General features: G+C 37.2%; 15 protein-coding genes. 14 read left to right on the forward strand and 1 reads right to left on the reverse strand.

Features of this window, described 5'->3' with window-relative positions; all coding sequences use genetic code 11:
* Positions 1-131: 131 nt before the first annotated feature.
* From BM305_RS03740 to BM305_RS03760, 5 genes are all read left to right on the forward strand, one after another.
* Positions 132-1,031 (forward strand): NUDIX hydrolase, encoded by a 900-nt coding sequence (locus BM305_RS03740; RefSeq protein WP_092559355.1) that lies wholly within the window; start codon positions 132-134, stop codon positions 1,029-1,031.
* Positions 1,032-1,116: 85 nt separating this feature from the next.
* Entirely contained in the window at positions 1,117-2,184 is a 1,068-nt protein-coding gene (locus tag BM305_RS03745; RefSeq protein WP_092559356.1) for a hypothetical protein, read from the forward strand.
* Positions 2,159-3,082, forward strand: a complete 924-nt coding sequence (locus BM305_RS03750; protein WP_092559357.1) for a hypothetical protein — start codon at positions 2,159-2,161, stop codon at positions 3,080-3,082. Before BM305_RS03745 ends, BM305_RS03750 begins: the two co-directional genes overlap by 26 nt.
* 11 nt (positions 3,083-3,093) lie before the next feature.
* A complete protein-coding gene (locus BM305_RS03755; protein WP_092559358.1) occupies positions 3,094-4,341 on the forward strand; it encodes an adenylosuccinate synthetase in 1,248 nt (415 codons plus the stop codon).
* Positions 4,342-4,402: 61 nt separating this feature from the next.
* The gene (locus tag BM305_RS03760) at positions 4,403-5,545 is read left to right on the forward strand and encodes a competence protein CoiA family protein (RefSeq protein WP_092559359.1); all 1,143 of its coding nucleotides are present in this window, start codon (positions 4,403-4,405) and stop codon (positions 5,543-5,545) included.
* A 35-nt stretch (positions 5,546-5,580) separates the two neighbouring features.
* On the opposite strand, the gene ymfI is transcribed toward BM305_RS03760, so the two are convergent.
* A complete protein-coding gene (gene ymfI, locus BM305_RS03765; protein WP_092559360.1) occupies positions 5,581-6,312 on the reverse strand; it encodes an elongation factor P 5-aminopentanone reductase in 732 nt (243 codons plus the stop codon).
* A gap of 347 nt (positions 6,313-6,659) precedes the next feature.
* On the opposite strand from ymfI, the gene BM305_RS03770 reads away from it, so the two are divergent.
* The 9 genes from BM305_RS03770 (at position 6,660) to ftsX (ending at position 26,372) form a co-directional block, all read left to right on the forward strand.
* Positions 6,660-10,289 carry an OmpL47-type beta-barrel domain-containing protein gene (locus BM305_RS03770; protein ID WP_092559361.1) on the forward strand — a complete coding sequence of 1,210 codons (3,630 nt, stop codon included), beginning with the start codon at positions 6,660-6,662 and terminating at the stop codon, positions 10,287-10,289.
* A gap of 20 nt (positions 10,290-10,309) precedes the next feature.
* Positions 10,310-19,189 (forward strand): M26 family metallopeptidase, encoded by an 8,880-nt coding sequence (locus BM305_RS03775; protein ID WP_092559362.1) that lies wholly within the window; start codon positions 10,310-10,312, stop codon positions 19,187-19,189.
* A 172-nt stretch (positions 19,190-19,361) separates the two neighbouring features.
* Positions 19,362-20,492 carry a LytR C-terminal domain-containing protein gene (locus BM305_RS03780; RefSeq protein ID WP_177214527.1) on the forward strand — a complete coding sequence of 377 codons (1,131 nt, stop codon included), beginning with the start codon at positions 19,362-19,364 and terminating at the stop codon, positions 20,490-20,492.
* A gap of 47 nt (positions 20,493-20,539) precedes the next feature.
* On the forward strand, positions 20,540-21,280 hold the full coding sequence (locus BM305_RS03785) for a WecB/TagA/CpsF family glycosyltransferase (RefSeq protein WP_177214528.1): 741 nt from the start codon (positions 20,540-20,542) through the stop codon (positions 21,278-21,280).
* 1 nt (position 21,281) lies between these two features.
* Complete coding sequence (locus BM305_RS03790) at positions 21,282-22,160, forward strand: YitT family protein (RefSeq protein ID WP_242940444.1); 879 nt, start codon at positions 21,282-21,284, stop codon at positions 22,158-22,160.
* A gap of 185 nt (positions 22,161-22,345) precedes the next feature.
* Positions 22,346-23,458, forward strand: coding sequence for an ABC transporter ATP-binding protein (locus tag BM305_RS03795; protein ID WP_092559365.1), 1,113 nt, complete (start codon positions 22,346-22,348; stop codon positions 23,456-23,458).
* A gap of 178 nt (positions 23,459-23,636) precedes the next feature.
* Positions 23,637-24,722 (forward strand): PucR family transcriptional regulator, encoded by a 1,086-nt coding sequence (locus BM305_RS03800; protein ID WP_092559366.1) that lies wholly within the window; start codon positions 23,637-23,639, stop codon positions 24,720-24,722.
* A gap of 32 nt (positions 24,723-24,754) precedes the next feature.
* Positions 24,755-25,474, forward strand: a complete 720-nt coding sequence (ftsE, locus tag BM305_RS03805; RefSeq protein WP_242940445.1) for a cell division ATP-binding protein FtsE — start codon at positions 24,755-24,757, stop codon at positions 25,472-25,474.
* A complete protein-coding gene (ftsX, locus tag BM305_RS03810; RefSeq protein ID WP_092559367.1) occupies positions 25,461-26,372 on the forward strand; it encodes a permease-like cell division protein FtsX in 912 nt (303 codons plus the stop codon). Before ftsE ends, ftsX begins: the two co-directional genes overlap by 14 nt.
* Positions 26,373-26,382 lie beyond the last annotated feature (10 nt).

A 26,382-nucleotide genomic window follows, 5' to 3' on the forward strand; every position in this document is an offset into this window, starting at 1 on the left:
CTGCCTAGATTTTTGTGTGTCCCAAAAATGTTTTGCTAAAAATCTTTAAAAACCTCTTTACAAAAAAGCAAATAAAGCATATACTATATACATAATATCAAAATGATACTAAGTAAGAGGGAATAGTGCAAATGAGTAAGAAAAAACAGGAATCATTAGAAATGACCGAACAGGAGTTTCTTGAAAGCTATGACAGTTCCCAATATGAACGTCCTAGTGTTACCAATGATATCATTATACTTACCACAGAGAATAAGGAAGAAGAAAATATACGGAAGCTTCCAAGAAAGGGAATGCAGGTGTTACTGCTGAAGAGGAAGGAGCATCCAGAAAAGGGTTGCTATTCTATTCCAGGAGGGTTTGTGGATGTAAAGGAAGGCTTGATGGAAGGGGCTTATCGAAAGCTTCAGGAGGAAACCGGAATAAAAAATGTTTATATTGAACAGCTGTACACTTTCGGAACTGTAGAACGAGATCCAAGAACCAGGGTTATTACCGTGGCAAACATGGCTCTAGTTCCGAAAGAAAATATAGTAGTACAGGAAAATAACAAGTATGAAACTAATTGGTTTTGGATGGAAAAGAAACAGAAGGAGCAGGCCGAAACCAGCCACCACTTTGTACGGAAGTACCAATTAAGTCTTATTTCGGAAGACAATAAAGTTGTGATGGAATATGAAGTTATGGAAAGGATCAAAAAGTCTATTTTACGAGAAAAGGAAGTTTCCTATCAATTGCTGGAAGAGAGTACCCATCGACTGGCATTTGATCATTATTCCATTTTAGATCATGCCATAAGCAGATTGCGTAATAAGGTGGAGTATACACCAATCGCAGTATATTTGCTTCCACCGCTGTTTACAGTTAAAGAACTGCAATATGTGTATGAGGCAATTCTGGGAAGAGAAATTACTAATTTCAGAAGAAAAATTGGAGATATGATAGTGGAAACGGATGAAATAATAGAAGGAAGGCCATTTCGCCCTGCACAAGTATATAAGTTTAATGAAAATTGGGAACATGAGTTTTAAAAAAAGGCTGTTGCAAACATATTTGCAGCAGACTTATTTAAAAACATACTTAGTATCATTTTGATATAAAGTCGGAGGTGAAAACATGTATTCTATTGATGAAATACTAAATATGAAGGAACCCTATGAGCTTTTTGAAGGAAATCTAATTCAGGCAAAGGAGAAAAGAAACCAGTTACTGAAATTATTTCATCCAGATATAAGTTCTAAGGATATGAGGAGAAAGGAAGTGGTAGTGGTTATTCAAGAGTTATATGAAAAGGCTGTAAAACAATTAATGGAGGGAAGCTGGAGTGCACCAGGCTATATCAGATGGAAGGGAAAGGAGGGGAAAGTCCATGAAATGAACTATAAAAGAAAGTATTCCTTTGAGTTAGGAGAAATGTTTTTTGGAAATAACGTAGTGCTTTATGCGTTAGAAGAAGAACAGACAGAATTTGCACAAAATTATTTATGTGCAAGAAGAAAAATACAGTTTGTAAATGATGAAATGAAAACAGAATTTGACAAGTATTTACCTAATATTATTACAAATTTTACGTCACAAAATAACAAGCATTGTATTGTAGTAAGAAAGCAATCAGATTTATATTGCCTGAAGGAAATTCTCTGGTACTATGGGGGCTGTCTGAACGCAGAAAGCATAGCCTGGATTTTAAGCAGTTTGTATAATATTATTTGTCTTTTGGCCTATAACAACATGACTCACAACGGAATTGCAATAGAAAATTATTTTATTTCACCAGAAAAACATTATGGTGCATTGCTGGGAGGCTGGTGGTATGGCAGGGAAGAAAAGCAAAGGATGTTGGGAGTCAGTGAGGAAATTTATAAAATTATGCCCTATGCCATGCAGGGGAATAAATTAAGTAATATTCAGCTGGATTTGGAATCTGTCCGCAGGATAGGACGTCAGCTGGCAGGAGATGAAACGGGCATTAGTCTGGTGGATAAAACGGGCATTCCAGAACCAATGGTAAGATGGCTTAGAGGAACTGCTGGAGAAAATCCATGGGAAGAGTATGAAGAATGGGAACAAGTATTAACAACAAGCTTTGGAGCTAGGCGATTTGTTTCAATGGAGTTCACGCCCTTAGAATTTGAAAGAAAAGCAGGAGGTATGGAAAATGGGATATGGAAGATGGACAAATAAGGACTGGGAAGTATATGCAAAGAAAAATATTGATGGAAAGAAAAATGTAAAGGACATTTACAGGGCATCAGCACTGGCACCCGAACTAGATCCCAAAGGGGTAGTATTCCGGGAAAGTGTGGATAGCAAGATTAATCCTTGTGCAACCCCTGTAATAGTAGGACTGGATGTGACAGGTTCTATGGGATTTATTCTAGAGAGTATGGCAAGGGAAGGACTGAAAAAATTGGCAACAGCAATCTATGACAGAGTGCCAATTCCAGATCCTCACTTGATGTTTATGGGGATAGGTGATGTAAAATGCGACAGGGCTCCACTTCAGATTACTCAATTTGAGGCAGATATCCGAATTGCGGATCAGCTTACTAAAATATACCTGGAGCAGGGAGGTGGTGGAAATAATTCAGAAAGCTATACATTGCCGTGGTGGTTTGCAGCTATGCATACTAAATGTGATAATTACACAAAAAGAGGGAAAAAGGGATACCTCTTTACCATTGGAGATGAATGTCCACCCCAAGAGATTTTAAAAACAGAGATATTCCGGGTGCTGGGATATCAACCGGAGTTTGAAAAAATTTCTACAGAAAAGCTGCTAAATCTGGTGAGCCGTCAATATGAAGTGTTTCATATTATTGTAGAAGAAGGTTCTTACTGTTCATCAAGGAAGGATAAAGTAGTGGGGGAATGGAGAAACGTGTTAGGACAGCGCGCCTTGCTGCTTCCAGATCACGAAAAAATGGCAGAGCTTATTGTCTCTACCTTACAGATAATGAATGGAGAAAGCTGTGAAACTATAATGAACAGCTGGGATCAGTCTACTGCTCTGGTATTGGAAAAGGCAGTCCGGAACTTGCAGGTTAATAAGAAAGGAATTAGAAATCTAATAAAATTTTAGGAGGAAACAGTATGAAGATGGCTAAGGTAGTGATAGGAGCTAATTTTGGAGATGAGGGAAAAGGATTAATGACCGATTATTTTGGCGCAAACAGTAAGAATCCAATTGTTATCCGGTTTAACGGAGGCGCACAGGCAGGGCATACAGTAGTAACGACTCAAGGAACAAGACATGTGTTCAGTCACTTCGGAGCTGGAAGTCTCCTGGGAGTGCCAACCTACCTAAGCCAGTTCTTTGCTGTGAATCCATTGATATTTTTTAAGGAATGGGAAGAATTAAAATTGTGTTTTTGCAGAAAAAAGAATCCAGTTTTTCCGAAGGTTATGGTTTCAGAAAACTGTATGGTTACAACACCCTATGATATGTTGATTAACCAGGTGGTAGAAAGTCAACGTGGGGCAGGCCGTCATGGAAGCTGTGGACTGGGTTTTTACGAAACAATTTTGCGAAATCAAAAAACGGAATACCAGCTTACGGTGCAGGAATTGTTGGATCTAAAAAGGAAGGGAAGTGAAGGAAGATACAAAATAAGAAAAAAGCTGGATTTCATCCGTCAAAGCTATGTAAAACAGCGTTTTTGTCAATTGGGAATAACGATGGTGGATGATAATTTATTATCTGTTTTACAATCGGATGGGTTGTTAGAGGATTCTTTAGAGCAGATGCGACAATTTGTGGATGAAGTTAGAGTAGTTAATTTTGAAACAGCGGTTAAGGACTTTGATACACTACTATTTGAAGGGGCACAAGGGCTGATGCTGCATCAAAGCTATCGTTATTTTCCTCATGTAACCCCTTCTAACACAGGTATGGAGAACGTAGTGGAACTTTTGACACCACTAAAAAGTGAAATATCTGAAATAGAGGCAGTGTATGTTACCAGAACGTATTTGACAAGACATGGGGCGGGGCCCCTGCCTGGTGAATTAAAGGAGAAACCATATGAAAATATTGTTGATTTAACGAATCAGCCCAACGAATATCAGGGAAAACTGCGTTTTGCCTATTTGGATGTTACTATGTTAAAGGAAAATGTGGATAACGATTTGGAACGAGTGAAAAACAGTGGATTTTCTATAAAACCAGCACTAGCAATTACTTGTCTTAATCAACCACAGGGAAATATTGTATTTATAAAAAATAAGAGAAAACAGTCTGCCACTAAAAAGACATTTCTGCAAGTGCTTCAGCAAGTTACAGGGATAGAAGAATTATATGTCAGCTGGGGTGAAAATAGAAATTGTGTAGATCGTTATTGAACTGTGCTACGGTATTCGGTAAAATACATTTATACTACGTAAGAATATTGGGGGATGGACAATGGTTATAAATGAATCGGCATACTATAATGGGAAGTTGTGGTGTGCTTATGAATTAAAGGATACAAGGGGAAATTATAAGGAAGAATACAGGCTTTTTATGAGAAAGGAAAGTCAGAAAAATAAATTTATTTGTCCTGATTGCGGGGAACGGCTGATTTTGTGTGCTGGGCTGATCATGGAGCCATTTTTTAAGCATCATGAAAACTCGGCGTGCATTAACCGGAGTGAGGCTGGCAACCGAAGAAATATAGCTGCCAGAAGAATGTTGTTTCATCTTGCGAAATCCAGCTTTCCAGAGGCAGTGATTGAGTTTAATAAAAAAATACAAGATAAGATAACAGTAGATTTACTGGTAACGACAAATGGAGGAGGGCAGTTGGCGTTAGAGTATTTAAGTTATGAAATAAAGCTAGAGGAGTGGGAGCATAAGCATGAATGTTACCAAAAAAATAACATAATAGATATTTGGTTTTTAAACAGCAAAAGATATCAGATGGAAAAACCCACAACATTTGAATATATGATGACAAAATATAAATCTGTTTTAAATTTCATAGATTATGAAAATAATCTTATTATTTTAAAAGAAAAATGTCAGCTTTCTGTTCATAAGGAAACCAGGCTGCTTGCAAAGGAGTATTGCATTGAAGAACTACAGCTGAGTGAGCAGGGCGAATGGATTTGTGACTATGAAGAGTTTAAGGAAATGGAACTTTCTGCGATGACAGCGTTGCTAGAAAGACAGGAACGGGAAAAGCGGTTTAAGCAGGCTCAGGAGGAAAAGAAAGCTCAGGCTAGACAAGAATATGAAGAGGCCACACGTAAGAGGATGGAAAGTGACAATCCAGTGCCCCAGCAATTCAGTTTGTTTAAAAAGGGCTCTGTTATCCGGACAAAAATAGAAGAAGGAACTGTAACCAAGTACACTATGAAAATGACAGGAATTAAGGAACTGTGGGATTTGCCTGAACTTGTAGGAAAAGACTGGGAAGTCAGAGTTGGAGATAAAAACCGCTTTCAATACTTGAGAAACTTAAATAAGGATCTAAGGGAATGTAAGGATAGTAAGGAAATAAGTGAAAAAATTCAGCGGGCAGTTGATATTTTAGAATCGGCGACGGATGCAAGCCAGTGGAGATAGAGTAGGATAAGATACTGGATATAGAAAGTAGAGGTCTATATCCAGCCTCCGTCGAGGGAAATAATCTGTCCAGTTAAATACTCATTTTTTTGTGTAATGGAATATACCAGTTCTGCCACTTCTTCAGGCTGTCCAAGCCGATTGGCTGGTATTTCTTCTTTTAAGGTTTCTCGTTCTTCTTCACTTAAAAAGTGATTCATTTCTGTATCAATTGCTCCACAGGCAACAGCATTTACCTGAATATTACTTGGAGCAAGTTCTTTTGCCAGTGCTTTTGTAAATGCGTGTATGCCGCCTTTGGCCGCAGAGTATGCCACTTCACAGGAAGCACCTGCCAATCCCCATACGGATGAAATGGTTATGATTTTCCCAGATTTGGAAGAAAGCATATAGGGGATAGCCAGTCTGGAGCAATAAAAAACGGAGGAAAGGTTGGTTTGTATAATCTCATTCCACTGTTCGGGTGTCATATCCTGCAATAATCCAATATGAGAAATTGCTGCATTATTAATTAATACATCTAGTTTTCCAAACTTGTTCTCGATAGACTGGAATAGTCTGTTCACCTCTTGATATTGTGATACGTCTGCCAGCACGCTAAGACAGGATACTCCAAAGGCTTCTATATCTTTTCTGACAACTTCTAACTGCTCTTTATTTTTCTTGCAGTTAATAATCACGTCATAGCCCTCTTCGGCATATTTCAATGCGATTGCTTTCCCTATTCCACGGGAAGAGCCAGTTACTAATACTGTTCTATTACTCATTTTGTTCGGTCACTCCCCAAATATTTAATGGTACTTTTTATCTTATAAGAATTGTGGAAAGGAGTCAAGGGAAAATGTGGTTGAATATTTTGTTGAATAAAAGAAATTGGTGTTTATTAAAAAAGTTAAATAAAGTATTTTGTTGAAAAAAATAAACAACTTTGTATGGTTTTCTATACCTTATAATGTTAAGATAAATATGTACTGATAAATTTTTACATATAAGAACACATTTATAAAAAATTGGAGGTGAAGTGAGTATGGGGAGAGGCATTTAATTGCTAATTTAATAGTAAGGTGCAGTAATGCCTTGCAAAAAAGTATAATGTAATGGAAAGGAGAGAAACATGAAAAAGAAAATTCTTTTTGCTGCTTTTTTGCTGTTGCTTGTTATATTTGGTACGGCAATAACAAGTTATGCGGATAGTTTTATTTTGACAGCTACACCAGACGTGACTAATAATTGTGTGTCATTAAACTGGACAGCTCCCGATGCAGAAACAAATTATTCTTATATGATTTATCAGCAGAGAGGAGCAGATGAAAATGCGGTTTATCAAAGCATTCCTGCAAAGGATGTTGTTAAGGTGCTGGAAATCTACCCCAAAGTTTCAACTCTGACAGGATGGGTTGGGTCTTATGGACAGGGAAAGATAACCTGTACGGCAACAACCATTGAAGCGTTTAATGCAAATCCAAGTATGATTTGGAATTATGATGTCATTGCATTTGGGTTCTGGGATTCTAATAATGAAAAGGATCTTACAGCATCCAGTGCAGCAGTATTGAAACAATACATTGAACAGGGATATGGGGTGCTTTTTGGACATGATACAGTCGCTGGAAATAAAGCATCTGTAAGGGTATTTAATAACTTTGTGGGGTATGTGAATGTAGAATTGTCACCGTATACTTCGGGATGGACGTGGCCGGCATATTCCTGTGGTGGTACAACGGTTACTATTCAAAAAAAGGGGCTGTTAACCAACTATCCTTACCAGATTGGGGATGTTGGAACTGTGCTGACTATACCCAATGCGCATACAGTTGGACAAAAGGCATTGGGGGATGTGTGGATGACTTTTCCCACAGGAACTAATTTAATATATAATGCCTATTTGACGACATGGAATAACTGTGCATTAATACAGACAGGACATTCCAGTGGTGCAGCAACGGTGGACGAACAAAAGCTGATTATGAATACGTTGTTTTATCTGGCGCAAAAAACCAGCACTACATCATGGGAAGATCATATGGCACAGGATTTGACAGGTCCGTCCAAACCAGAATTATCCCACTTGTCTATAGCAAATACTAGTGGACAAATCAGCTTTCAAGCATCTTCAACAGATGTAGGGGATCAGTATCATTACTATATTGAAGCAACTGCGCCAGGAACACAACAGGTGCTGACTTCTTCCAAAGTAGGTGCTTATTTAGAAAGTGGATTAAGTGGCTATTCTTACATAATCAATCAATCGTCAAATACAATTCCTGATAATATTGTGGACAGCAGTAGTGGAAGTATTACTCAAAATTTCAGTTTTACGCAGAAGGGTTATATTCATATAAAAGCTTTAGATAAGGCTGGGAATGCTTCTGAAACACTTCATTATGAATTGTCGGATTTGACAGCACCTACGATGCCAAAAGCAAAGATAATAGAAAAACAGTTAATTCTGATTGCCAGTCAGGATTTAGAGTCAGGTGTTAGCCAATATGAATATAGATTAAATGGATCTGACTGGGTAACATGGAAAGGAAATATTAACTTGACTGAGTTGGAAGACGGTACCTATATATTGGAGCTTAAGGCTGTTGATAATATGGGAAATGAAAGTGAAGTGTATACTTTTACCTTTCAGCTTACCTATCAGCAGGAAGCGGCTGCGGTTTCTTTGGTAGAAAAGGCAGAACTCAGTGAAAACCAGACAGACATTGACGCAGCTTATTTAGTGGTATGTAAACTAAGTGAAGGAGAAGTAAAGCTGGCTCTTTTAAAACGTCTTGCGTTAATTCAATGTATCAAACCAAAGGTTGATATTAAATTAGCAGTAGGAGATACAGCAGTCAACATAGACAGCTTTAAAGAGGATTTGTATGCCGAGCTTCAAAGAAGGGGAATTAATACGACTAATTTTAATATTATGACAACACAGCAAACAACGGTTTCCACAGAAATGGAAGATGCAGCTGATATTTTTAATAAATGGGGGCGCATAGGATGGACTGGCCAATGGAGTTTTGACAGTGTCGAAAAGGTAATTAAAAATGCGGAAAATACAGATAACTTTACAGGTTTTTATTATCCAAATAATTTTAGTTACAGGGACATTGATTTTACCTATTACAATAATACTACTAATGCTGATGACGATGTAATGGGAGCTATGATTAAATTTAACCGCAATGCAGATGGAACCGTTACAACATATGTGTTTAGCCTGGATAGAGGCGATAATGGTGGTGGAGTTCAAACCCAATATGGCGGCGGCGGACTATATAAAATTGTGAACAAGCCATTTGAATATACGACTGTTACTTTGCTACAGGAAGTCAGTGCCGTATGGGAAAGAAATAGCTGGACCCGATACCATCTAGTTGCTAAGGGAAATAATATTAAGGTATATCAGAATGAGGAACTGTTGATTGATTATACAGACAATAACAATCCTATTATAACAGGATCCTATGGGTTCTTCTCCTTTAGTCAGCCAGATGCCATGTATAAGGATGTAACGATTGTATGTGAAAATACTCAGACACTTGGTGAGGTGCTGGATACAACAGTCTGGTCAGATAATTCTGCTCGTTTTATTATTAACTTAAATGATACGCTGGAGGAGGATTTAAGTGATGCAGGAAAAAGAGCTGCAATGGTTACAAAGACAAAAGCAGCAGGAGCACACTACATAGGATGGGGAACTAGTGTAAATCAACAGCAATCCTTACAATTTATATCAGAAAACAATAAGAACGGTATTTTTGTAGATAATGGAAATTATGCTGCATCAGTTATAGAAATTGCAGATTATATTATCAAAAGATTTATTTTTCCAGAAGGACAAGGAACAATAGACACACCTTACATAATTAGAAGTGTTGAACAGATAGAAAGTATAAAATATGATTTAAGTGCTTATTATAGGCTGGAAGAAAACATAGACCTGGGAGGTAAACTATGGATAGGGTTAGGAAGTGAGAAAACTCCATTTACAGGAGGGCTTAATGGAAATGGATGCACAATAAGCAATTTCACCATGAATAGTGCTGGAAGTGAGTATATTGGTTTTTTTGGTGTAATAGAAAATAGTACCATAACCAAAATTAATTTTACAGGAGTATCTGTTTTAGGAGGAAAATATGTAGGTGTTCTTGCAGGCTATGCAAAAGGAGAAGCATTGTCCATATCTCACTGCTCGGTTGAAGAAGTCAATGTAGAGGGAAATATTGCAGTAGGTGGATTAATTGGAATGATGGAAGGAGGAAGCATGGGAAACTGTTCCAGTGAGGCTGGTATTTATGGTAAAACCTTTGTAGGAGGGCTGATTGGACATGGAAAAGGAATTATAATTAAAGATTGTGTCAGTGCGGCAACCGTTACCGGAGTAACCTGCGTGGGAGGTATCCTTGGGTATAGTGATGGAAACTGGATAGAAACCAGCCAGAGTATAGCTACACTGGTGGGAAACAGTAAAGTAGGAGGTCTTATTGGTTATAACAATGGGGCAACAAGAGATGGGTTGCCATTTATACCAGTAATATCGGAATGTACCAGTTTGGCTACCGTAAAAGGAGATTCTTATGTAGGGGGTATTGCAGGATATTGTGACTTTAGCAACTTAAAAAGCTGTAGGAGTCTGGGAACCTTGGAAGGAAATGAAAACTTAGGTGGACTAATAGGGTATAGCAATGAAGGAAACTGTACAGAGTGTGATGATACATTGTGTATTATGACAGGAAGCAATGTATAAATTTTGAGGGAGGAATGAGAATGAACAGAAAGCTACTTAAAAAAATCTGGGCATATGTGGTGTGTTTTACTATGATCATGTCAATGTGTACCAATGTTCAGGCAGCAGAACTAGGTGATAGTCCTGAGTCGGGTGTAACGGTGGAGTCAGAAATTAGTGTAACGCCAAATCCAACAGAGGCGGAACAGGCGACAACACCAACACCAGAGCCAACCGAGACGGAATTGGCAGTAACACCGACACCAGAGCCAACCGAGACGGAATTGGCAGTAACACCGACACCAGAGCCAACGGAAACGGAATTGGCAGCAACGCCAACTCCGGAACCATCTGGAATACCTGAATTGGCAGAAGATCAGTATTACATAATCACAGACGCAGACCAATTTGACTTTATTCGTGAAAATCTTACAGAACACTATCGTTTAGGAAATGATATTGATTTTAGTAGCATTAACTTTACGGTAATTGGTTCAGTAGATGCTCCGTTTGAAGGGGTATTTGATGGAAATGGTTTTACCATGAGCAATGTAATTATACAATCTGAAAATGATTACACAGGTGTATTTGGTGTCATTTATAATGCAGCTATTAAAAATGTTACAATTAATAATGCTATTATAGAAGGCAAGGATTATGTAGGTGCACTGGCTGGTTTTGCAAAGGGTTCGTCTAAGTACATAGAAAATTGCAGGATAGAGGCTGGAACAGTAAAAGGAAATAATTATGTAGGCGGATTAATTGGTGCAACAGACAGTACAAGCACAGTGAGCAGTATCATAATAAGAAACTGTAGTGTTACGGCAGATGTTAATGCGACAGGCAACAAGGCAGGTGGAGTGGCAGGAAGTATAAAAGGTGGTATTGTCGGCAGTAATGCAGCAAATGCTGTAACGGGATTTGACTATGTGGGTGGAATCAGCGGGCATAGTACAGGAGGTACAATAGAAGCCTGTTATACAAAAGGAAGTATAGAAGGAAATAATTACATTGGTGGTTTAGTCGGATTTATGAGTGGGGGTACTCTTGAACAATGCTACAGCTTAAAAAGTGTAAACGGTAATAATTACATTGGAGGATTACTGGGGGAAAGTAATGGAGGAATTGTAGAGAATTCCTACGTTATATCCAATATACAGGGAAATAGTTTTGTTGGAGGTATGATTGGACAATGTACAACAATTACATACCTGACCAACTGCTATGTTTCTGCATTGATATTAGCGAATGACAGCAACGTGGGAGGATTATGTAGTAAGGAAGACAACTTAGATATTTCCAACAGCTTTTTTGATATCAGCGTAAGTGAACTGGATGCTCAGGCAACTAGTAGTGCAGGAAAGACAACCATGCAAATGAGAAGTGGAGCAACTTATGAAAACTGGAACTTTTCCACAGTCTGGTCTATAGAAGAAGGACAAAGCTATCCTTATTTAAATATATTGCCAAAACCAGAACAGGTAGCGGGACCTCCGATTGAGGAAGAACTGAAAGGAACAGGAACCATTGAAGATCCGTATATTATAACAACTAAAAAGCAGCTTCTTATAATTTATAATAACTTAGGTGATTATTATAAATTGGGAAACAGCATTAATCTAGGTGGAATTGAATGGGAGCCAGTTGGAACTACAGCAGACCCATTTACAGGAAGTCTTGATGGAAATGGATACAGTATTAGTAATTTTACTATTACAAAATCAACAACAAATTATGTGGGTTTTTTTGGTGCAGTAAACAATGCAGTTATTAAAAATATAACATTTGATCATGCAGTTATTACAGGTAAGTCCTACGTAGGAACAGTAGCAGGTATTGTACAGGGAACCACATGGGATATGGAATATGTGGCTGCTGCCAGTGGTTCAGTAACAGGTGCATCTTATGTAGGAGGACTTGTAGGAACGATAGCGGCGGGTAGTGTCAATCCAATTAGCCATTGTTCTTCAGATACAACCATAGTATCAACGGGAATAAGGACTGGTGGATTAATAGGAAATAGCTATGGAAATATACAATATTCTTACACAGCAGGTGTTATTTCAGGAACAAGTTATGTTGGAGGATTAACTGGATACAGCAATGGACAAACAGATATAACAGAGTGTTATAGCGTTGCTGACATTACAGCTTCTGATAATTATGCAGGAGGTCTGACAGGTTATCGCGGAAAAGGAGCCATTACCAATAGTTTTGTTGCAGGCTCTATTCGCGGTAATGGTATTATAGGCGGAATCACAGGAGCTGCTGGTGCAGCTACAACAATAACTAATTGTTATGGGGCTGCACAAATTAGTGCAAAAGCATCAACGGTAGGAGGAATCGCGGGTAGTACCTCTTATTTGACTATTGTGGATAGTTATTATGATGGGACAGTAAGCGGACTGGTGTCTACTAGTACTATTCAGGTAAGTAAAACCACAACAGCATTAAAAAAACAAATAAGTTATGTAAACTGGGATTTTACAACTATATGGAGTATAGAAGAAGGAATTACCTATCCATATTTAAGAAGTCTGCCAAAACCAGATAATGTAAATACTGGTGGCGGGGGCAGCCTGCAACAGGGAACAGGTACGTTAGAAGATCCATATATTATTAATACAATTGCAGATTTGGAAACAATAAAATATGAATTATCTGCTTATTATGTTTTAGGAAATAATATTGATTTAAATGGAACAGAATGGGCACCAGTTGGTTCCAGTGCAGTGCCATTTACAGGTGGATTTGATGGAAATGGTTATACAATAAGTAATTTTACCATAAACCAAAGTACAGCAAGTTATGTTGGTTTCTTTGGCGTAATCAGCAATGCAAGTATTAAGAATTTGACCATAAAAGATGCTTATATCACAGGAAAAAATTATGTAGGTACATTTACTGGTAGTGCCACAGGAGCAGATTTATGGATACAAAACTGTCATGTGGAAGGTGGTTCTGTAACAGGTACATCCTATGTAGGAGGTATAGTAGGAAATACAACGTCAATTAGTACCTATGAAATTCAGCAATGTTCTTCCAATACGGAAATTATTGCATCAGGAAGTTATGTGGGAGGAATTATCGGATATCTTTATGGAGGAATTTCAAGCTGTTATACAAAAGGAAATGTGCAGGGTGTAACAAGTGTGGGAGGAATAGCAGGGTATCATACGACAATATCCAATGTAGTCAATTGCTATTCCGCTGCATCAGTAACAGGTACTACAAATGTGGGAGGCATTGTAGGATATAATTACAGTGCATCCAGTATTATTAACTGCTATACACTGGGAAATGTAAGTGGAACTAGTTACATAGGAGGAATAGCAGGAATTTCAAATGCAGCTTTGACTATTTCAAACAGCTATGTGGCTGCTGCTGTATCTGCTGTAAATACTACAGTAGGAGGTTTGGCAGGAAGAGTCACAAATGTAACGGCAATAAATAGTTTTTACGATGGAGTAGTCTGTGGTATAACTAATTCAAACAGTTCAGGTCTGAGTAGAGTTTCGGATGCTATGAAGAGAAAAGCAACTTATATTGGATGGGATTTTGAAACTACCTGGGATATAGAAGAGGGAGTAACCTACCCATTTTTAAGAAGCTTGCCAAAGCCAGAACAGGTAACTGGAAGTACAGAAAATATTTTTGAGGAAGGAACAGGAACGACAGAAAATCCGTATGTGATAAAAACCAAAGAGCAGCTACAGGCAGTTAGATGGGAATTATCAGCATCTTACGTACTAGCCAATGATATTGATTTAACAGCTGGAGAATGGGAACCACTGGGAACAACAACAGAACCATTTTCAGGACAATTTGATGGTAAGGGTTTTGTTATTAGTAACTTTTCAGTGAGCAGAGGAACGGTTAATTATATTGGTTTTTTTGGTGTAATTAGTGATGCATCTGTAAAAAATTTGACTCTTAGTAATTTGAAGATAAATGGAAAAAATTATGTAGGTGGATTATTTGGAGAAGTACTAGGCACAGGAAATACAATTGATAACTGTCATGTTGAAGATGCAAGAATCAGTGGAACAGCATATGTTGGTGGGTTGGCCGGTTATGTTGCTAAGGCTGGTACAACAGCAATTTTAAAGTGTTCTTCTAATTCAGAGGTAATTGGAACGGATAAATATGTAGGTAATCTGATCGGATACTTATACGGCGGAATTCAGCGATGTTGGGCAGAGGGTACAGTTGAGGCTGTCAGCTATGTGGGAGGACTTGTCGGATACAGCAATGCAGGAGTTATTGAAGAATCCTATTCCAATGTAAAAGTGACAGATGGTACCTATGTGGGAGGAATAGCAGGTTACAAATTAAATGGAACCATTTCCAATTGTTATGCAATAGGTTCAATTATAGGAACTAATTACATAGGCGGAATTTTAGGAAGTGTAGGTGGAAAGACTTACATTACAAATTGTTATAGTACAGTAGCAATTCATACAACAGGAACGTCTGTAGGCGGTTTGTGTACTTCCAACTCCAATATTGTACTAACAGCCAGTTATTATGATGGACCAGTCAGTACAATCATACCGAATACAGCATATGATAAATCATGCTTAACTAACAGGCTGATTCACAAAGCATCCTATGAAGGATGGGACTTTGAAGCTGTCTGGACAATAGAAGAAGGTGTTACCTATCCTTATTTTAAGGAACTGGAAAAACCAGATGGAGTAATCGCAGATATTAGCACAAACTTACCATCAGGAAATGGAACAGAGGAAAATCCTTACAAGATTCAAACAGCAGCCCAGCTTCAAATGATAAAATATGAAGTTACGGCAGACTATGTATTGGAAAATTCAATTGATTTAAATGGAACAGAATGGGATATAATTGGTAAAAGCACAAACGCACCATTTACTGGAAGTTTTAATGGTAATGGCTGTTCCATTAGTAATTATTCAATCAGTAAAAGTACAACAAATTACGTGGGATTTTTCGGAATAGCAAATAATGCATGTATCAAAAATATAACGTTAGAAAATGCAAAGGTTACAGGCTTAAACTATGTCGGAGGACTAGTTGGTTATTTGTTAGGAAATGCATGGACAATAGAGAACTGTCATATTGCAGATTCCCGTATTGCAGGTGTTGGTTACATAGGTGGATTGCTGGGATATGTAGTATATGCAAGTCCAAATGCAATGACTCAGTCATCAGCAGAAGTAGAGGTAATTGGCAGCGGAGATCGGATAGGTGGTCTTGCAGGGTGCTTTGAAGGAACAATTACAAAATCCTATGTAAAAGGTAATATACAAGGTGCTAATTATGTTGGTGGTCTTACGGGATATGATGAAACAGGAGACATTATCCAAAGCTATGCGGTGGCAGATGTAGTTGGCGCAGTAAGAACAGCTGGATTAGTTGGATACAAAACTAGCGGTTCCATTGTTAATTGTTATAATCTTGGGACTGTTACAGGAACAAACTATGTGGGTGGTATTGTAGGAAGTGTATCTTCTACAAAGGTATATCTTACAAACTGTTATACGGCGGCTGTGATTACAGGAACAGGAAGCTATGTAGGTGGACTGTATGGAACAAAAGGAAGTCTTGTAGTCACAAGCAGTTATTATAATCGAACAATTAATGCAGGATTAACTGTAGTGGAGGAAAATGCCCGCTATACAAGTGCTTTAAAGAGAAGGGCTAATTTTACAGACTGGGATTTTGATACAATCTGGAAAATTAATGAGTATAAGAGCTATCCATATTTAATAGATATGGAGATTCCTACGGGAATTGAAGGACCAGTAGCTGATGATTTACCAGAGGGTTCTGGTACAGCAGAAGATCCTTACATCATTAAAAATAAACAGCAGTTGGTAAGTATACAGTATGATTTGACAGCTTACTATGAAATAGTTAATGATATCGACTTGAGCGGTATGGAATGGGTACCTCTCGGTACAGCAGAAACTCCATTTACAGGAAATATTAACGGAAATGGATTTACCATATCGAATTTAACAATCAATCAGACGACTATGGATTACTGTGGCTTGTTTGGTGTGGCAGAAAATGCTTTAATCAGAAACATTACGTTGAATAATATTAATATAAAAGCAGGAAGTTATGTAGGGGCATTTGCTGGCTTAACAAAAGGCAATAGTACGTATATTAAAAACTGTAAGGTACTTTCTGGTTCTATCAGTGGTATTAGTTATGTAGGAGGATTTGTTGGTAAAATAGAAGACGCTATAAAAGCGGTTATTGTAAAATGCTCCAGTTCTGTTACTGTTACAGCAACTAGTGATTATGCTGGTGGACTTGCAGGATATACAACCGGTGGAATAAGCATGTCCTACTCGGACAGTCAGGTGACAGGTGTGAATTATGTAGGCGGACTTGTTGGATATGGCTACAGCATTACAATAATAAATACCTTTGTGCTGGGAAGTGTCACTGGTGCAGAGTATGTAGGCGGAATAATCGGAATTAGTGGAGAAACAACCTATTTATACAGCAGCTATGCTGCTTCTAAAATAACAGCCACAGGAAGCTATGCAGGCGGAATTTATGGAAGTATTCAAAACATTACAACTACAAGTTGTTATTATGACGGAATTGTAAGTACCATTTTACCTAAAACAGCTACAGACACAAGTAAGCTTACAAATGGAATGAAAAAAGCTGTGAATTTTACAGGATGGGATTTCTCATGGTGGTGTATTGAGGAAGGAAGTTCCTATCCATATCTGCGAGATCTGGATAAACCACAGGGGGTTGTAAATCCAGATGGCACAGATTCGCCAACAGGTGCTGGAACAAAAGAGGATCCATATGTAATTATGACAGCAACCCAGTTGATTAATATAAGATATGAATTAAACGCATATTTTGTATTAGGGGCAGACATTGACTTGGAAGGGATTGACTGGATTCCTTTGGGTGGAGTTGAACTTCCATTTACAGGAAGTTTTGACGGAAATGGCTATACAATCTCTAACTTGTTAATTCAACAGACAAATACTAGTTACATAGGCTTCTTTGGGGTAGTAAAGAATGCAGTTATAAAAAATGTAACCATTACACAAGTAACCATTACAGGCGGAAGCTATGTTGGTGGTTTAATTGGTCTTGCAGTAGGAGAAAAGGTATCTGTTTATAACTGTAATGTCAAAACGGGAACAGTAACAGGTATCAGTTATGTTGGTGGCCTAATTGGTAAGCTTGAAGGAGAAGGAACAGCAACGGTTGTAAACTGCTCTACGTTTGTTCAGGTGTCAGTCACCGAAAATTATATTGGTGGATTAATTGGATACATGGACGGGACAATCAGCAGCTGTTATACGACAGGTAATGTGACAGGGGCTTATTATGTAGGAGGTATTGCAGGATATGCAAGCAATACTACGATAGAAATCAGCTATTCTGCTGGAATTATTACAGGAACGTATTATGTAGGTGGAATATGTGGATATAGCTGGAGTGTTTTGGTAAAAGAGTGTCATGTGCTCGGCTCAATAAGCGGACAGGAATATGTAGCTGGTATAATAGGAATTTCAGAATCTACAAGCTATATCAGCTACTGCTATGTTGCATGTAAAATAACAGCAACTGGAACCTTTGTCGGTGGTTTGTGCTCCACAGAATTATTTATTGAAGTTACAAAGAGTTTTTACGATGGTATTTTAACAGGAGTAAATCCAGGGCTTGCAATTGATTATTGTAAGTTGACTGGCGGTATGATGAGAATGTCAACTTATGAAGGATGGGATTTCACCAGTGTGTGGGCAATAGATGAGGGTACCAGTTATCCATATTTAAGACCACTTCCGATACCAGAGCTGATTCATGGAATTATTACGGATGGAATACCAGAAGGTGGAGGAACATTAGAAGATCCATATATTTTAAAGACAACAAAGGAATTGGTCAACATCAGATATGAATTAGATGGATATTACAAACTAGGCAGCTCCATTAATTTTCAAGGCGAACAATGGACAACAATTGGAACTTCTACAAAATCTTTTACTGGATATTTTGATGCAAATGGATATACAATAGAGAATTTTGTTATAAGCAATCAAACAGCGGATTATGTTGGTTTCTTTGGTGTGGTAAATAGTGCAGAAATTAAAAATCTGGTGCTAAAGAATGTACACATTATCGGTGCCAATAAAGTTGGTGGTATTGTCGGAGCTGTAATGGGAAGCAGTACAGTTATAGAAGGCTGTGATGTGATTGACAGTGTAATAGAAGGAGATTCATATGTAGGAGGAATAGCTGGTTATTCAGAGGGTATTATTAAAAATTGCAGCATGGATGGTATTGTCAGTGGTTCTAATTATATAGGAGGAATCGTCGGCTATAACAACAGAGGAAGCGTAAAAGAGTGTTTTAGCTTACAAGACATTAATGGAGTAAGCTATGCGGGAGGTATTGCAGGATACAATTACACAGGAACAATCATTTCTTGTGAAAGTATCTCAACAATTACTGGAACTTATTATGTGGGCGGCATGGCTGGCTATAGCAACTTAGGAATGGTTGCAGACTGTAACAGTTTTACCAGTGTCAACGGGAAAAGCTACGTAGGCGGTATCATAGGCTATAACAATGGAGCAACAATAGAAATTTGTAGTAATCTAGCAGAAGCAGATGGAAACGTATTAGAGCTGATAAAAGAAAACAATGAGACTGCACTTATTACAAATGGAGATTCTTTTGCTACTGTAAATGGAAGAACTTATGTAGGAGGAATTGCAGGTTATACCTATGGTGGCACAGCAAGCTATTGCAGTAATGACGGAAGTGTTACAGGAAACATTTATGTGGGAGGAATTATTGGATATTGTGTTGGAACAGTAACAGAAGAGTGTACAAACAATGCTGCTGTTCAAGGAACAAGATATGTAGATAACTTAATTGGATACACAAAAGCATAGACTAAGTAAAAATAATAGAAACCCCTATGGAAGTGAAATACCTTTTATAGGGGTTTCTATATAGCTTAACGCAAAATCAATTGATCTTATTGGATGTATCTGTTATACTAAGACAATAAAATAATGTCAATTCTGTGACATGAAACAGTATGAAAGAGTAATGAGGTCAGATATGAAAAAGACTCCTTTGAAAATTTTTTTAAGAGGATTTGCTAGAACGTTTATTTATATAAGCCTTTTTGTAGCATTGTTTTCTGGAAGCTATATGGCGACTAAGGCTTATTATAATCGTACAAAGGATGATTTGAAAAATAAATCAGCAGCAGATAAACAGGGAATTTTGACAGAAGCTCAGGTGGATATTGTAGCACACAACCTAATATTTGGAGTAAATAACACAACAGGAGCTATTAAGTATATGCTGCTTGAGATATTTCATAGTGATACATATACACTAAGCTATATCACAATACCTGTAAATTCAGAGATTACACTGTCACAAGATTTTTATCAGAAGCTGTACACCGTGAACCCAGAGATACCTCAGATAATCAGACTGAATGAAGTACATGAATACTTAGACGAAGATATCCGATATGACAGTGTGATTCAGTTTTTAGAAAGTGCCTTGGAACTGGATATCAGTTATTATACAGTAATGAATACAACAGATTTTAAGACTCTATTCAAAATGAAAAAAGGTGAGTCATATCTTATATTTAAAGATAGTTTTAAAGAACAGATTCGTGAATGGTCAAGTGAACAGGACATAATCCAATATATAAAAGAACAGTACAGCAACAGTTTTACAAACATTAGTTTAAAAAATAAGCTTTTATATACACCAGCTTTATACAAAACCAAGATGGAGAATGTGTCATTTTATCAGATGCCAGGAAATGAGTCGGGGGATTCCTTTTCTCTGGACGTGGAAAAATGTAATACCCTATTGGCAGATATTAAAAACGGTACAGAGGAAGAAAAAATACGTGAGGACATTGGTGATTACGATGTCACATCAGAAGGACTTGCCATTAAAATTTTGAATGGAAGCAACATTGCAGGTTTGGCAGCTGCATACCAAGAAAAATTGGTTGCAGACGGGTATAATGTTATAGGGCTTGGAAACTATAACTCTGGAATTTTAACAAATACAATTATTTATGTAAGAGATTCGCAGTATGGAAAGGATTTGCTGGCATATTTTAAAGATGCTTCAATAGAAGTCAGTGGTGGGCTGCCAGAAAATGTCGAAATAGAAATTGTTTTGGGAACAATGGATCAACTTTCAGGGGGAAACTAATTACTGGTAAACGCAAGATTATTAGTAAATGAAAAGGAATGACAGTTATGGAAGCAAAGGTAAGTATAATGGGGCTGGATGTAGATCTGATAAGTACAGACTCGTTTTCATCAAGGATAGAACAGTATTTAACAAATGACTACTTAAATATTATTTTTCTGCTTTCGACTAAAATGGTATATGATGCAATGGAGGTTGAGGAATATAAAGATATTTTGTCAAAAGCACATATGCTCATTCCAGGTGAGGAAGCACTGCTCAGTGAATTTCATGTTGAGGCTTTACGAGAGACGGGGATTGTAACCAACTATAGGTGCATGTACCAATTGCTGGACGGCATTAAAGGTGAACATAAGACAATGTATGTGGTAGGCTCATCAGAAGAAAAAATAAAGCAATTTATGGAATTCTGCCATATGATTTACCCAGGAACAAAGATTTTGGGAGCATACTGCATTAATCCTGAAATAAATGTGGAGCTGGTTATTAATGAAATCAATGGAGCAAATCCAGATATTTTAACAGTAATTTTGGATTCACCAGAGCAGGAAAACTGGATTATAGAAAATTCTGCAACCATTAATGCAAAACTATGCATTGGAATTGGTGGAATTATTGATAAATTACTGGGAAAACATAAAAGTGCTCCTGCTTTGATAAAAAAAATGAAGATGGAGAGATTTTATTTTGACGTTATTTTGTGGATTCCACAAAGAATAAAAAAATTAATGCAAAACAGAATATTTAAAAGAAAAATAGCACACTATAAAAATAAAAAAGGTGAATAGTGTGTCTAAAATATTACTAAGTCAGCAATTTAATTGGAAGAATATAGGATTAATAATAATTGGTACATTTTTAATGGGCGCTACGGTAAATATAATTTATGAGCCGATGAACATGGTACCAGGCGGGGTGTCAGGCTTAGCAATTGTTATCAAACAAATAAGTGAGGGCATTTTACCTGGTGGAGTTCCAGTTTGGCTTACTACTGCGGTTATAAATGTACCTCTTTTTTTATTTGCATATAAAATTAAAGGTAAAAAATTTTTTGCAAAAACATTATTCGCAACGGTGAGTTATACGTTTGCTCTTGCTGTTGTGCCTAGTTACTCCATTGAATCGATGGATAATCTACTGGCGGCATTATTTGGCGGAGTGCTTAGTGGAACTGGATTAGGACTTGTTTTTTATACAGGAACTTCAACGGGAGGGTCAGATTTGCTGGGAGCCATTTTAAATCATTATGTTCACCGGTATTCAGTTGCCCAGTTGCTGCTTTTGGTGGATGGTGCCATTATTACAGCAGGTGCATTTGTTTTCGGGGCCGGCAAGGCAATGTATGCCGTAATCGCCGCCTATCTTACATCCCGGATAATGGAGGGAATTCTGGAAGGTCTAAAATTTGCCAAGCTTGCATATATTATATCGGATAACCATGATGCACTTAGTTATGCCATTATGAAAAAAATGGGCAGGGGGGTTACTCTCATACGTGCAGAAGGTGGCTACACAAAAAGAGAAAAAAATATGCTGATGTGCGTAGTATCCAAAAAGCAAATTATTAAATTAAAGGAGATTGTGGCAGCAGAAGATGAAAAAGCCTTTCTAATTGTTACCGATGCCAGAGAGGTTATGGGAGAAGGTTTTATAAAATATAAACAGTAATAAGTCATGTTTCTCGTGAAATCACTATAAAATTGGTCAAATATTCTTGATAGTATACAAAATATACAAAAGGGAAAAAAGTTATTTGGTTAATTGGGATATGGTTTTAAGAAGACAAATAGTGTATCATATGGTTTATAGTAAGGTATTGATGTACCACAATACAGTTTTAGGGAGGAAATATAATGGCAAGCTTATCATTAAAGAATATTAATAAAACATATCCAAATGGATTTGTTGCCGTAAAAGATTTCAATCTTGAAATCGCAGATAAAGAATTCATCATTTTCGTTGGACCATCAGGTTGTGGAAAATCTACAACACTTCGTATGATTGCAGGTTTGGAAGAAATTTCATCAGGTGAGTTATGGATTGGAGATAAGTTAGTAAATGATGTAGAACCTAAAGATAGAGATATCGCCATGGTATTCCAAAATTATGCTTTGTACCCACATATGTCAGTTTTTGATAACATGGCATTCGGCCTTAAATTAAGAAAAACTCCAAAGGACAAAATTGACAAGTTAGTGCATGAAGCAGCAAAAATTCTTGATATTGAACATTTATTAGACAGAAAGCCAAAGGCATTATCTGGTGGACAGAGACAGCGTGTTGCCATGGGACGTGCAATCGTTCGTAATCCTAAAGTATTCCTTATGGATGAGCCACTATCTAACTTGGATGCTAAATTACGTGTACAGATGCGTATTGAAATTTCTAAGTTACATCAAAGACTGGAAACAACTATTATCTACGTAACACATGACCAGACAGAGGCACTTACTCTTGGTACTAGAATCGTAGTTATGAAAGATGGTCTTGTACAACAGGTAGATTCTCCAATTGATTTATATACAAAACCTAACAATTTATTCGTTGCAGGATTTATCGGTTCACCTCAGATGAACTTTATTGAATCCAAGGTTGTAAAATCAGGAAATGACGTAATGTTGATGTTTGGTTCTCATTCCATTAAGCTTCCAGATGCAAAAGGAAAGATTCTTTTGGATAAAGGATATGAGGATAAAACAGTTATACTTGGAATTCGTCCAGAAGATATTAAAGATGAAGAAATCTTCATTAACAGCACTCCAGAAGGTGTTATTGAAGCAACAATCAAGGTTTATGAAATGCTTGGTGCAGAAGTATTCTTGTATTTCTCAATTGATCAGTTTGAATTAACAGTTCGTGTAAATCCACGTACTAATGCAAGACCTGGAGATACTATTAAGCTTGCGTTTGATTTATCTAAGATTCATGTATTTGACAAGGAAACAGAAATGGTTATTTGCCATTAAGAACAAAGGGGGATACCGTAAGGTATCCCCCTTTAAATGTGTTGTGAGGAACAGGTTAAGTGGAATCAGTATTGTTGATTCTATTTTTTTTATTTACTTTTCCCTAAAATAGTGATAAAATTACATGGAAAATAGCCATAAATTGAAATAAAAGAATGAACTAAAAGGAGTGTAGTGAATGATATCAAATCAAATTCTTCAAAATACTATCGAGGGGTTAAAGTCAATTACCAGAACAGATATTTGTGTTATGGATACAGAAGGAAAAGCATTGGCATCAACGATTTCCAATGCGGAAGAGTATGAAAAAGCAGTTATGGCTTTTGTGGAATCTCCGGCAGATAGTCAGGTGTTGCAGGGATATCAGTTTTTCAAGGTGTTTGATGAACATCAGTTAGAATATGTAATACTGGCAAAAGGCGATAGTGAAGATGTTTATATGATTGGTAAAATTGCTTCTTTTCAAATACAAAACCTTTTAGTTGCTTATAAAGAACGTTACGATAAAGATAACTTTATTAAAAATTTACTATTAGACAATCTTTTGCTAGTGGATATTTACAATCGTGCAAAAAAGCTGCACATTGATACCGAAATCAGGAGAGTTGTATTTCTAATTGAAACCAAGAATGAAAAGGATGTCAATGCGCTAGAGACAGTCAGGAGCTTATTTGCAAGTAAAACAAAAGACTTTATTACAGCTGTAGATGAAAAGAATATTATTCTGGTGAAAGAATTAAAACAGAATGAAACCTATGAAGATTTAAATAAAACAGCTAAGGTTATTGTGGATATGCTGAATACAGAGGCTATGACAAAGGTTCATGTAGCATTTGGTACTGTTGTAAACGAAATTAAAGATGTTTCCCGTTCGTATAAGGAAGCAAAGATGGCACTGGATGTAGGTAAAATTTTCTATAGTGGGCGAAACGTGGTTGCCTATAATAATTTAGGAATTGGACGATTGATTTACCAGCTTCCAATGCCGCTATGTAAAATGTTTATTAAAGAAATTTTTGACGGAAAATCACCAGACAGCTTCGATGAAGAGACTTTAACAACGATTAATAAGTTTTTTGAAAATAGTTTAAATGTTTCTGAAACATCAAGGCAATTGTATATTCACCGAAATACACTGGTGTATCGTTTAGATAAGCTTCAAAAGAGCACAAATCTGGATTTGCGTGTATTTGAAGATGCCATAACCTTTAAAATCGCGCTGATGGTTGTGAAATACATGAAGTACATGGAAAAGCTGGACTGATAATGAGGTAAGGTAAGAAGGGAAGTTACGGAATGACTATTTATGACGAAGATGAATTACCAATTATCGCATTAGAGAATGTGTCAAAATCATATGCTTCTGAAACGAAGGCACTTCAGGATGTCAGCTTGAGAATTCTGAAAGGTGAATTTGTTTTTATAGTCGGAAGCAGCGGTTCGGGGAAATCAACTCTGATTAAGCTTATGTTAAAAGAGGTTGAACCTACCATAGGGAAGGTTTATGTGAATGGAAAGGAACTGACCCGGCTGAGACGTGGACAAGTACCAGCATTTCGGAGAACTCTAGGTATTGTATTTCAGGATTTCAGATTATTAAAAGACAGAACTGTATTTGAAAACGTTGCATTTGCACAGCAGGTAATAGGTGCTGGTAAGCATGAGATTTTAAAAAAAGTTCCAGATATATTAGCCACAGTTGGACTAATTGAGAAAGCAGAGGCATACCCTAAGGAGCTTTCAGGCGGTGAACAGCAGAGGGTAGCACTTGCAAGAGCACTGGTAAACAGGCCATCTATTCTTTTGGCAGATGAGCCAACAGGAAATCTAGATCCAAAGAATTCATGGGAAATCATGTCCTTATTAGAAGAGATTAACAGGAATGGAACAACGGTGGTTATAGTAACCCACAACCGGGAAATTGTGGATAGGATGAAAAAACGGGTTGTTACCATGAAAAAAGGAATCGTAGTAAGTGACGAGAAAAAGGGTGGATACAGCTATGAAAAGAATTAGTTTATTATGGTATTCTATTGTGCAGGGATTAAAAAATTTTAACCGTAATAGAATGTTTTCATGGGCCTCCATTGGAACCATAACAGCATGTTTATTTTTATTTGGAATATTTTATTTTGTAATAAGCAATCTTCAATATATGATAAAAAACGCAGAGACTTCAGTTGGGGTAACTGTGTTTTTTGATGAAGGGATTTCTCAGGAGGCTATTGATGAGATTGGTAATCAAATCAAGGCAAGGGAGGAAGTTAAGGAAGTGAATTTCATTTCTGCGGAGCAAGCATGGGAGAACTATAAGGAAACAGTGTTTGAGGGACAGGAGGAGCTGCTGGACACATTTAATGAGGATAACCCATTAAAAGAATCGGCCTCTTATGAAGTATTTTTAAAGAATATTGAAAAACAGGATCAATTTGTGAAGTATGTAGAGGGACTGGCCGGAGTACGGCAGGTGAATAATTCAGAATTAACAGTACGTGGATTAATTAGTTTTAATTCGCTGGTTGCGTATATTTCAGCAGCTATTATTATTATACTGGTTGCTGTGGCTGTATTTTTGATTCATACCTCGGTTACAATGGGAATCTCAACACGGAAAGATGAGATTAAGATTATGCGTTTAGTAGGGGCATCCGATTTTCTGGTAAAAGCTCCATTTATTGTAGAAGGATTAATTGTTGGTTTGATTGGTGCGGTTATACCATTACTAATATTATTTGCCGTATATGAAAAAATTATTTCGTACATTGCTCAGAAGAGTGGGGATTTAGGAAGCTTTTTGACATTTTTACCAGTCAAAGAGGTTTTTGCTTCTCTTACGCCTGTTTCAATGGCAATTGGAGTAGGGATTGGTTTTATTGGAAGCTATATAACAGTACGGCGTCATTTAAAGGTGTAGTTTTTGAAAG

Origin of the sequence: Anaeromicropila populeti, from assembly GCF_900112775.1 — a bacterium.
Lineage (GTDB): Bacteria > Bacillota > Clostridia > Lachnospirales > Lachnospiraceae > Anaeromicropila_A > Anaeromicropila_A populeti.

Bases quoted from the DNA above. Each gene is read 5' to 3' on its own strand.
- BM305_RS03770 (WP_092559361.1), top strand. From the start codon at position 6,660: ATGAAAAAGAAAATTCTTTTTGCTGCTTTTTTGCTGTTGCTTGTTATA.
- BM305_RS03745 (WP_092559356.1), top strand. From the start codon at position 1,117: ATGTATTCTATTGATGAAATACTAAATATGAAGGAACCCTATGAGCTT.
- BM305_RS03800 (WP_092559366.1), top strand. From the start codon at position 23,637: ATGATATCAAATCAAATTCTTCAAAATACTATCGAGGGGTTAAAGTCA.
- BM305_RS03780 (WP_177214527.1), top strand. From the start codon at position 19,362: ATGAAAAAGACTCCTTTGAAAATTTTTTTAAGAGGATTTGCTAGAACG.
- BM305_RS03785 (WP_177214528.1), top strand. From the start codon at position 20,540: ATGGAAGCAAAGGTAAGTATAATGGGGCTGGATGTAGATCTGATAAGT.
- BM305_RS03740 (WP_092559355.1), top strand. From the start codon at position 132: ATGAGTAAGAAAAAACAGGAATCATTAGAAATGACCGAACAGGAGTTT.
- BM305_RS03755 (WP_092559358.1), top strand. From the start codon at position 3,094: ATGAAGATGGCTAAGGTAGTGATAGGAGCTAATTTTGGAGATGAGGGA.
- BM305_RS03750 (WP_092559357.1), top strand. From the start codon at position 2,159: ATGGGATATGGAAGATGGACAAATAAGGACTGGGAAGTATATGCAAAG.
- ymfI (WP_092559360.1), bottom strand. From the start codon at position 6,312: ATGAGTAATAGAACAGTATTAGTAACTGGCTCTTCCCGTGGAATAGGG.
- ftsX (WP_092559367.1), top strand. From the start codon at position 25,461: ATGAAAAGAATTAGTTTATTATGGTATTCTATTGTGCAGGGATTAAAA.
- BM305_RS03760 (WP_092559359.1), top strand. From the start codon at position 4,403: ATGGTTATAAATGAATCGGCATACTATAATGGGAAGTTGTGGTGTGCT.
- ftsE (WP_242940445.1), top strand. From the start codon at position 24,755: ATGACTATTTATGACGAAGATGAATTACCAATTATCGCATTAGAGAAT.
- BM305_RS03775 (WP_092559362.1), top strand. From the start codon at position 10,310: ATGAACAGAAAGCTACTTAAAAAAATCTGGGCATATGTGGTGTGTTTT.
- BM305_RS03795 (WP_092559365.1), top strand. From the start codon at position 22,346: ATGGCAAGCTTATCATTAAAGAATATTAATAAAACATATCCAAATGGA.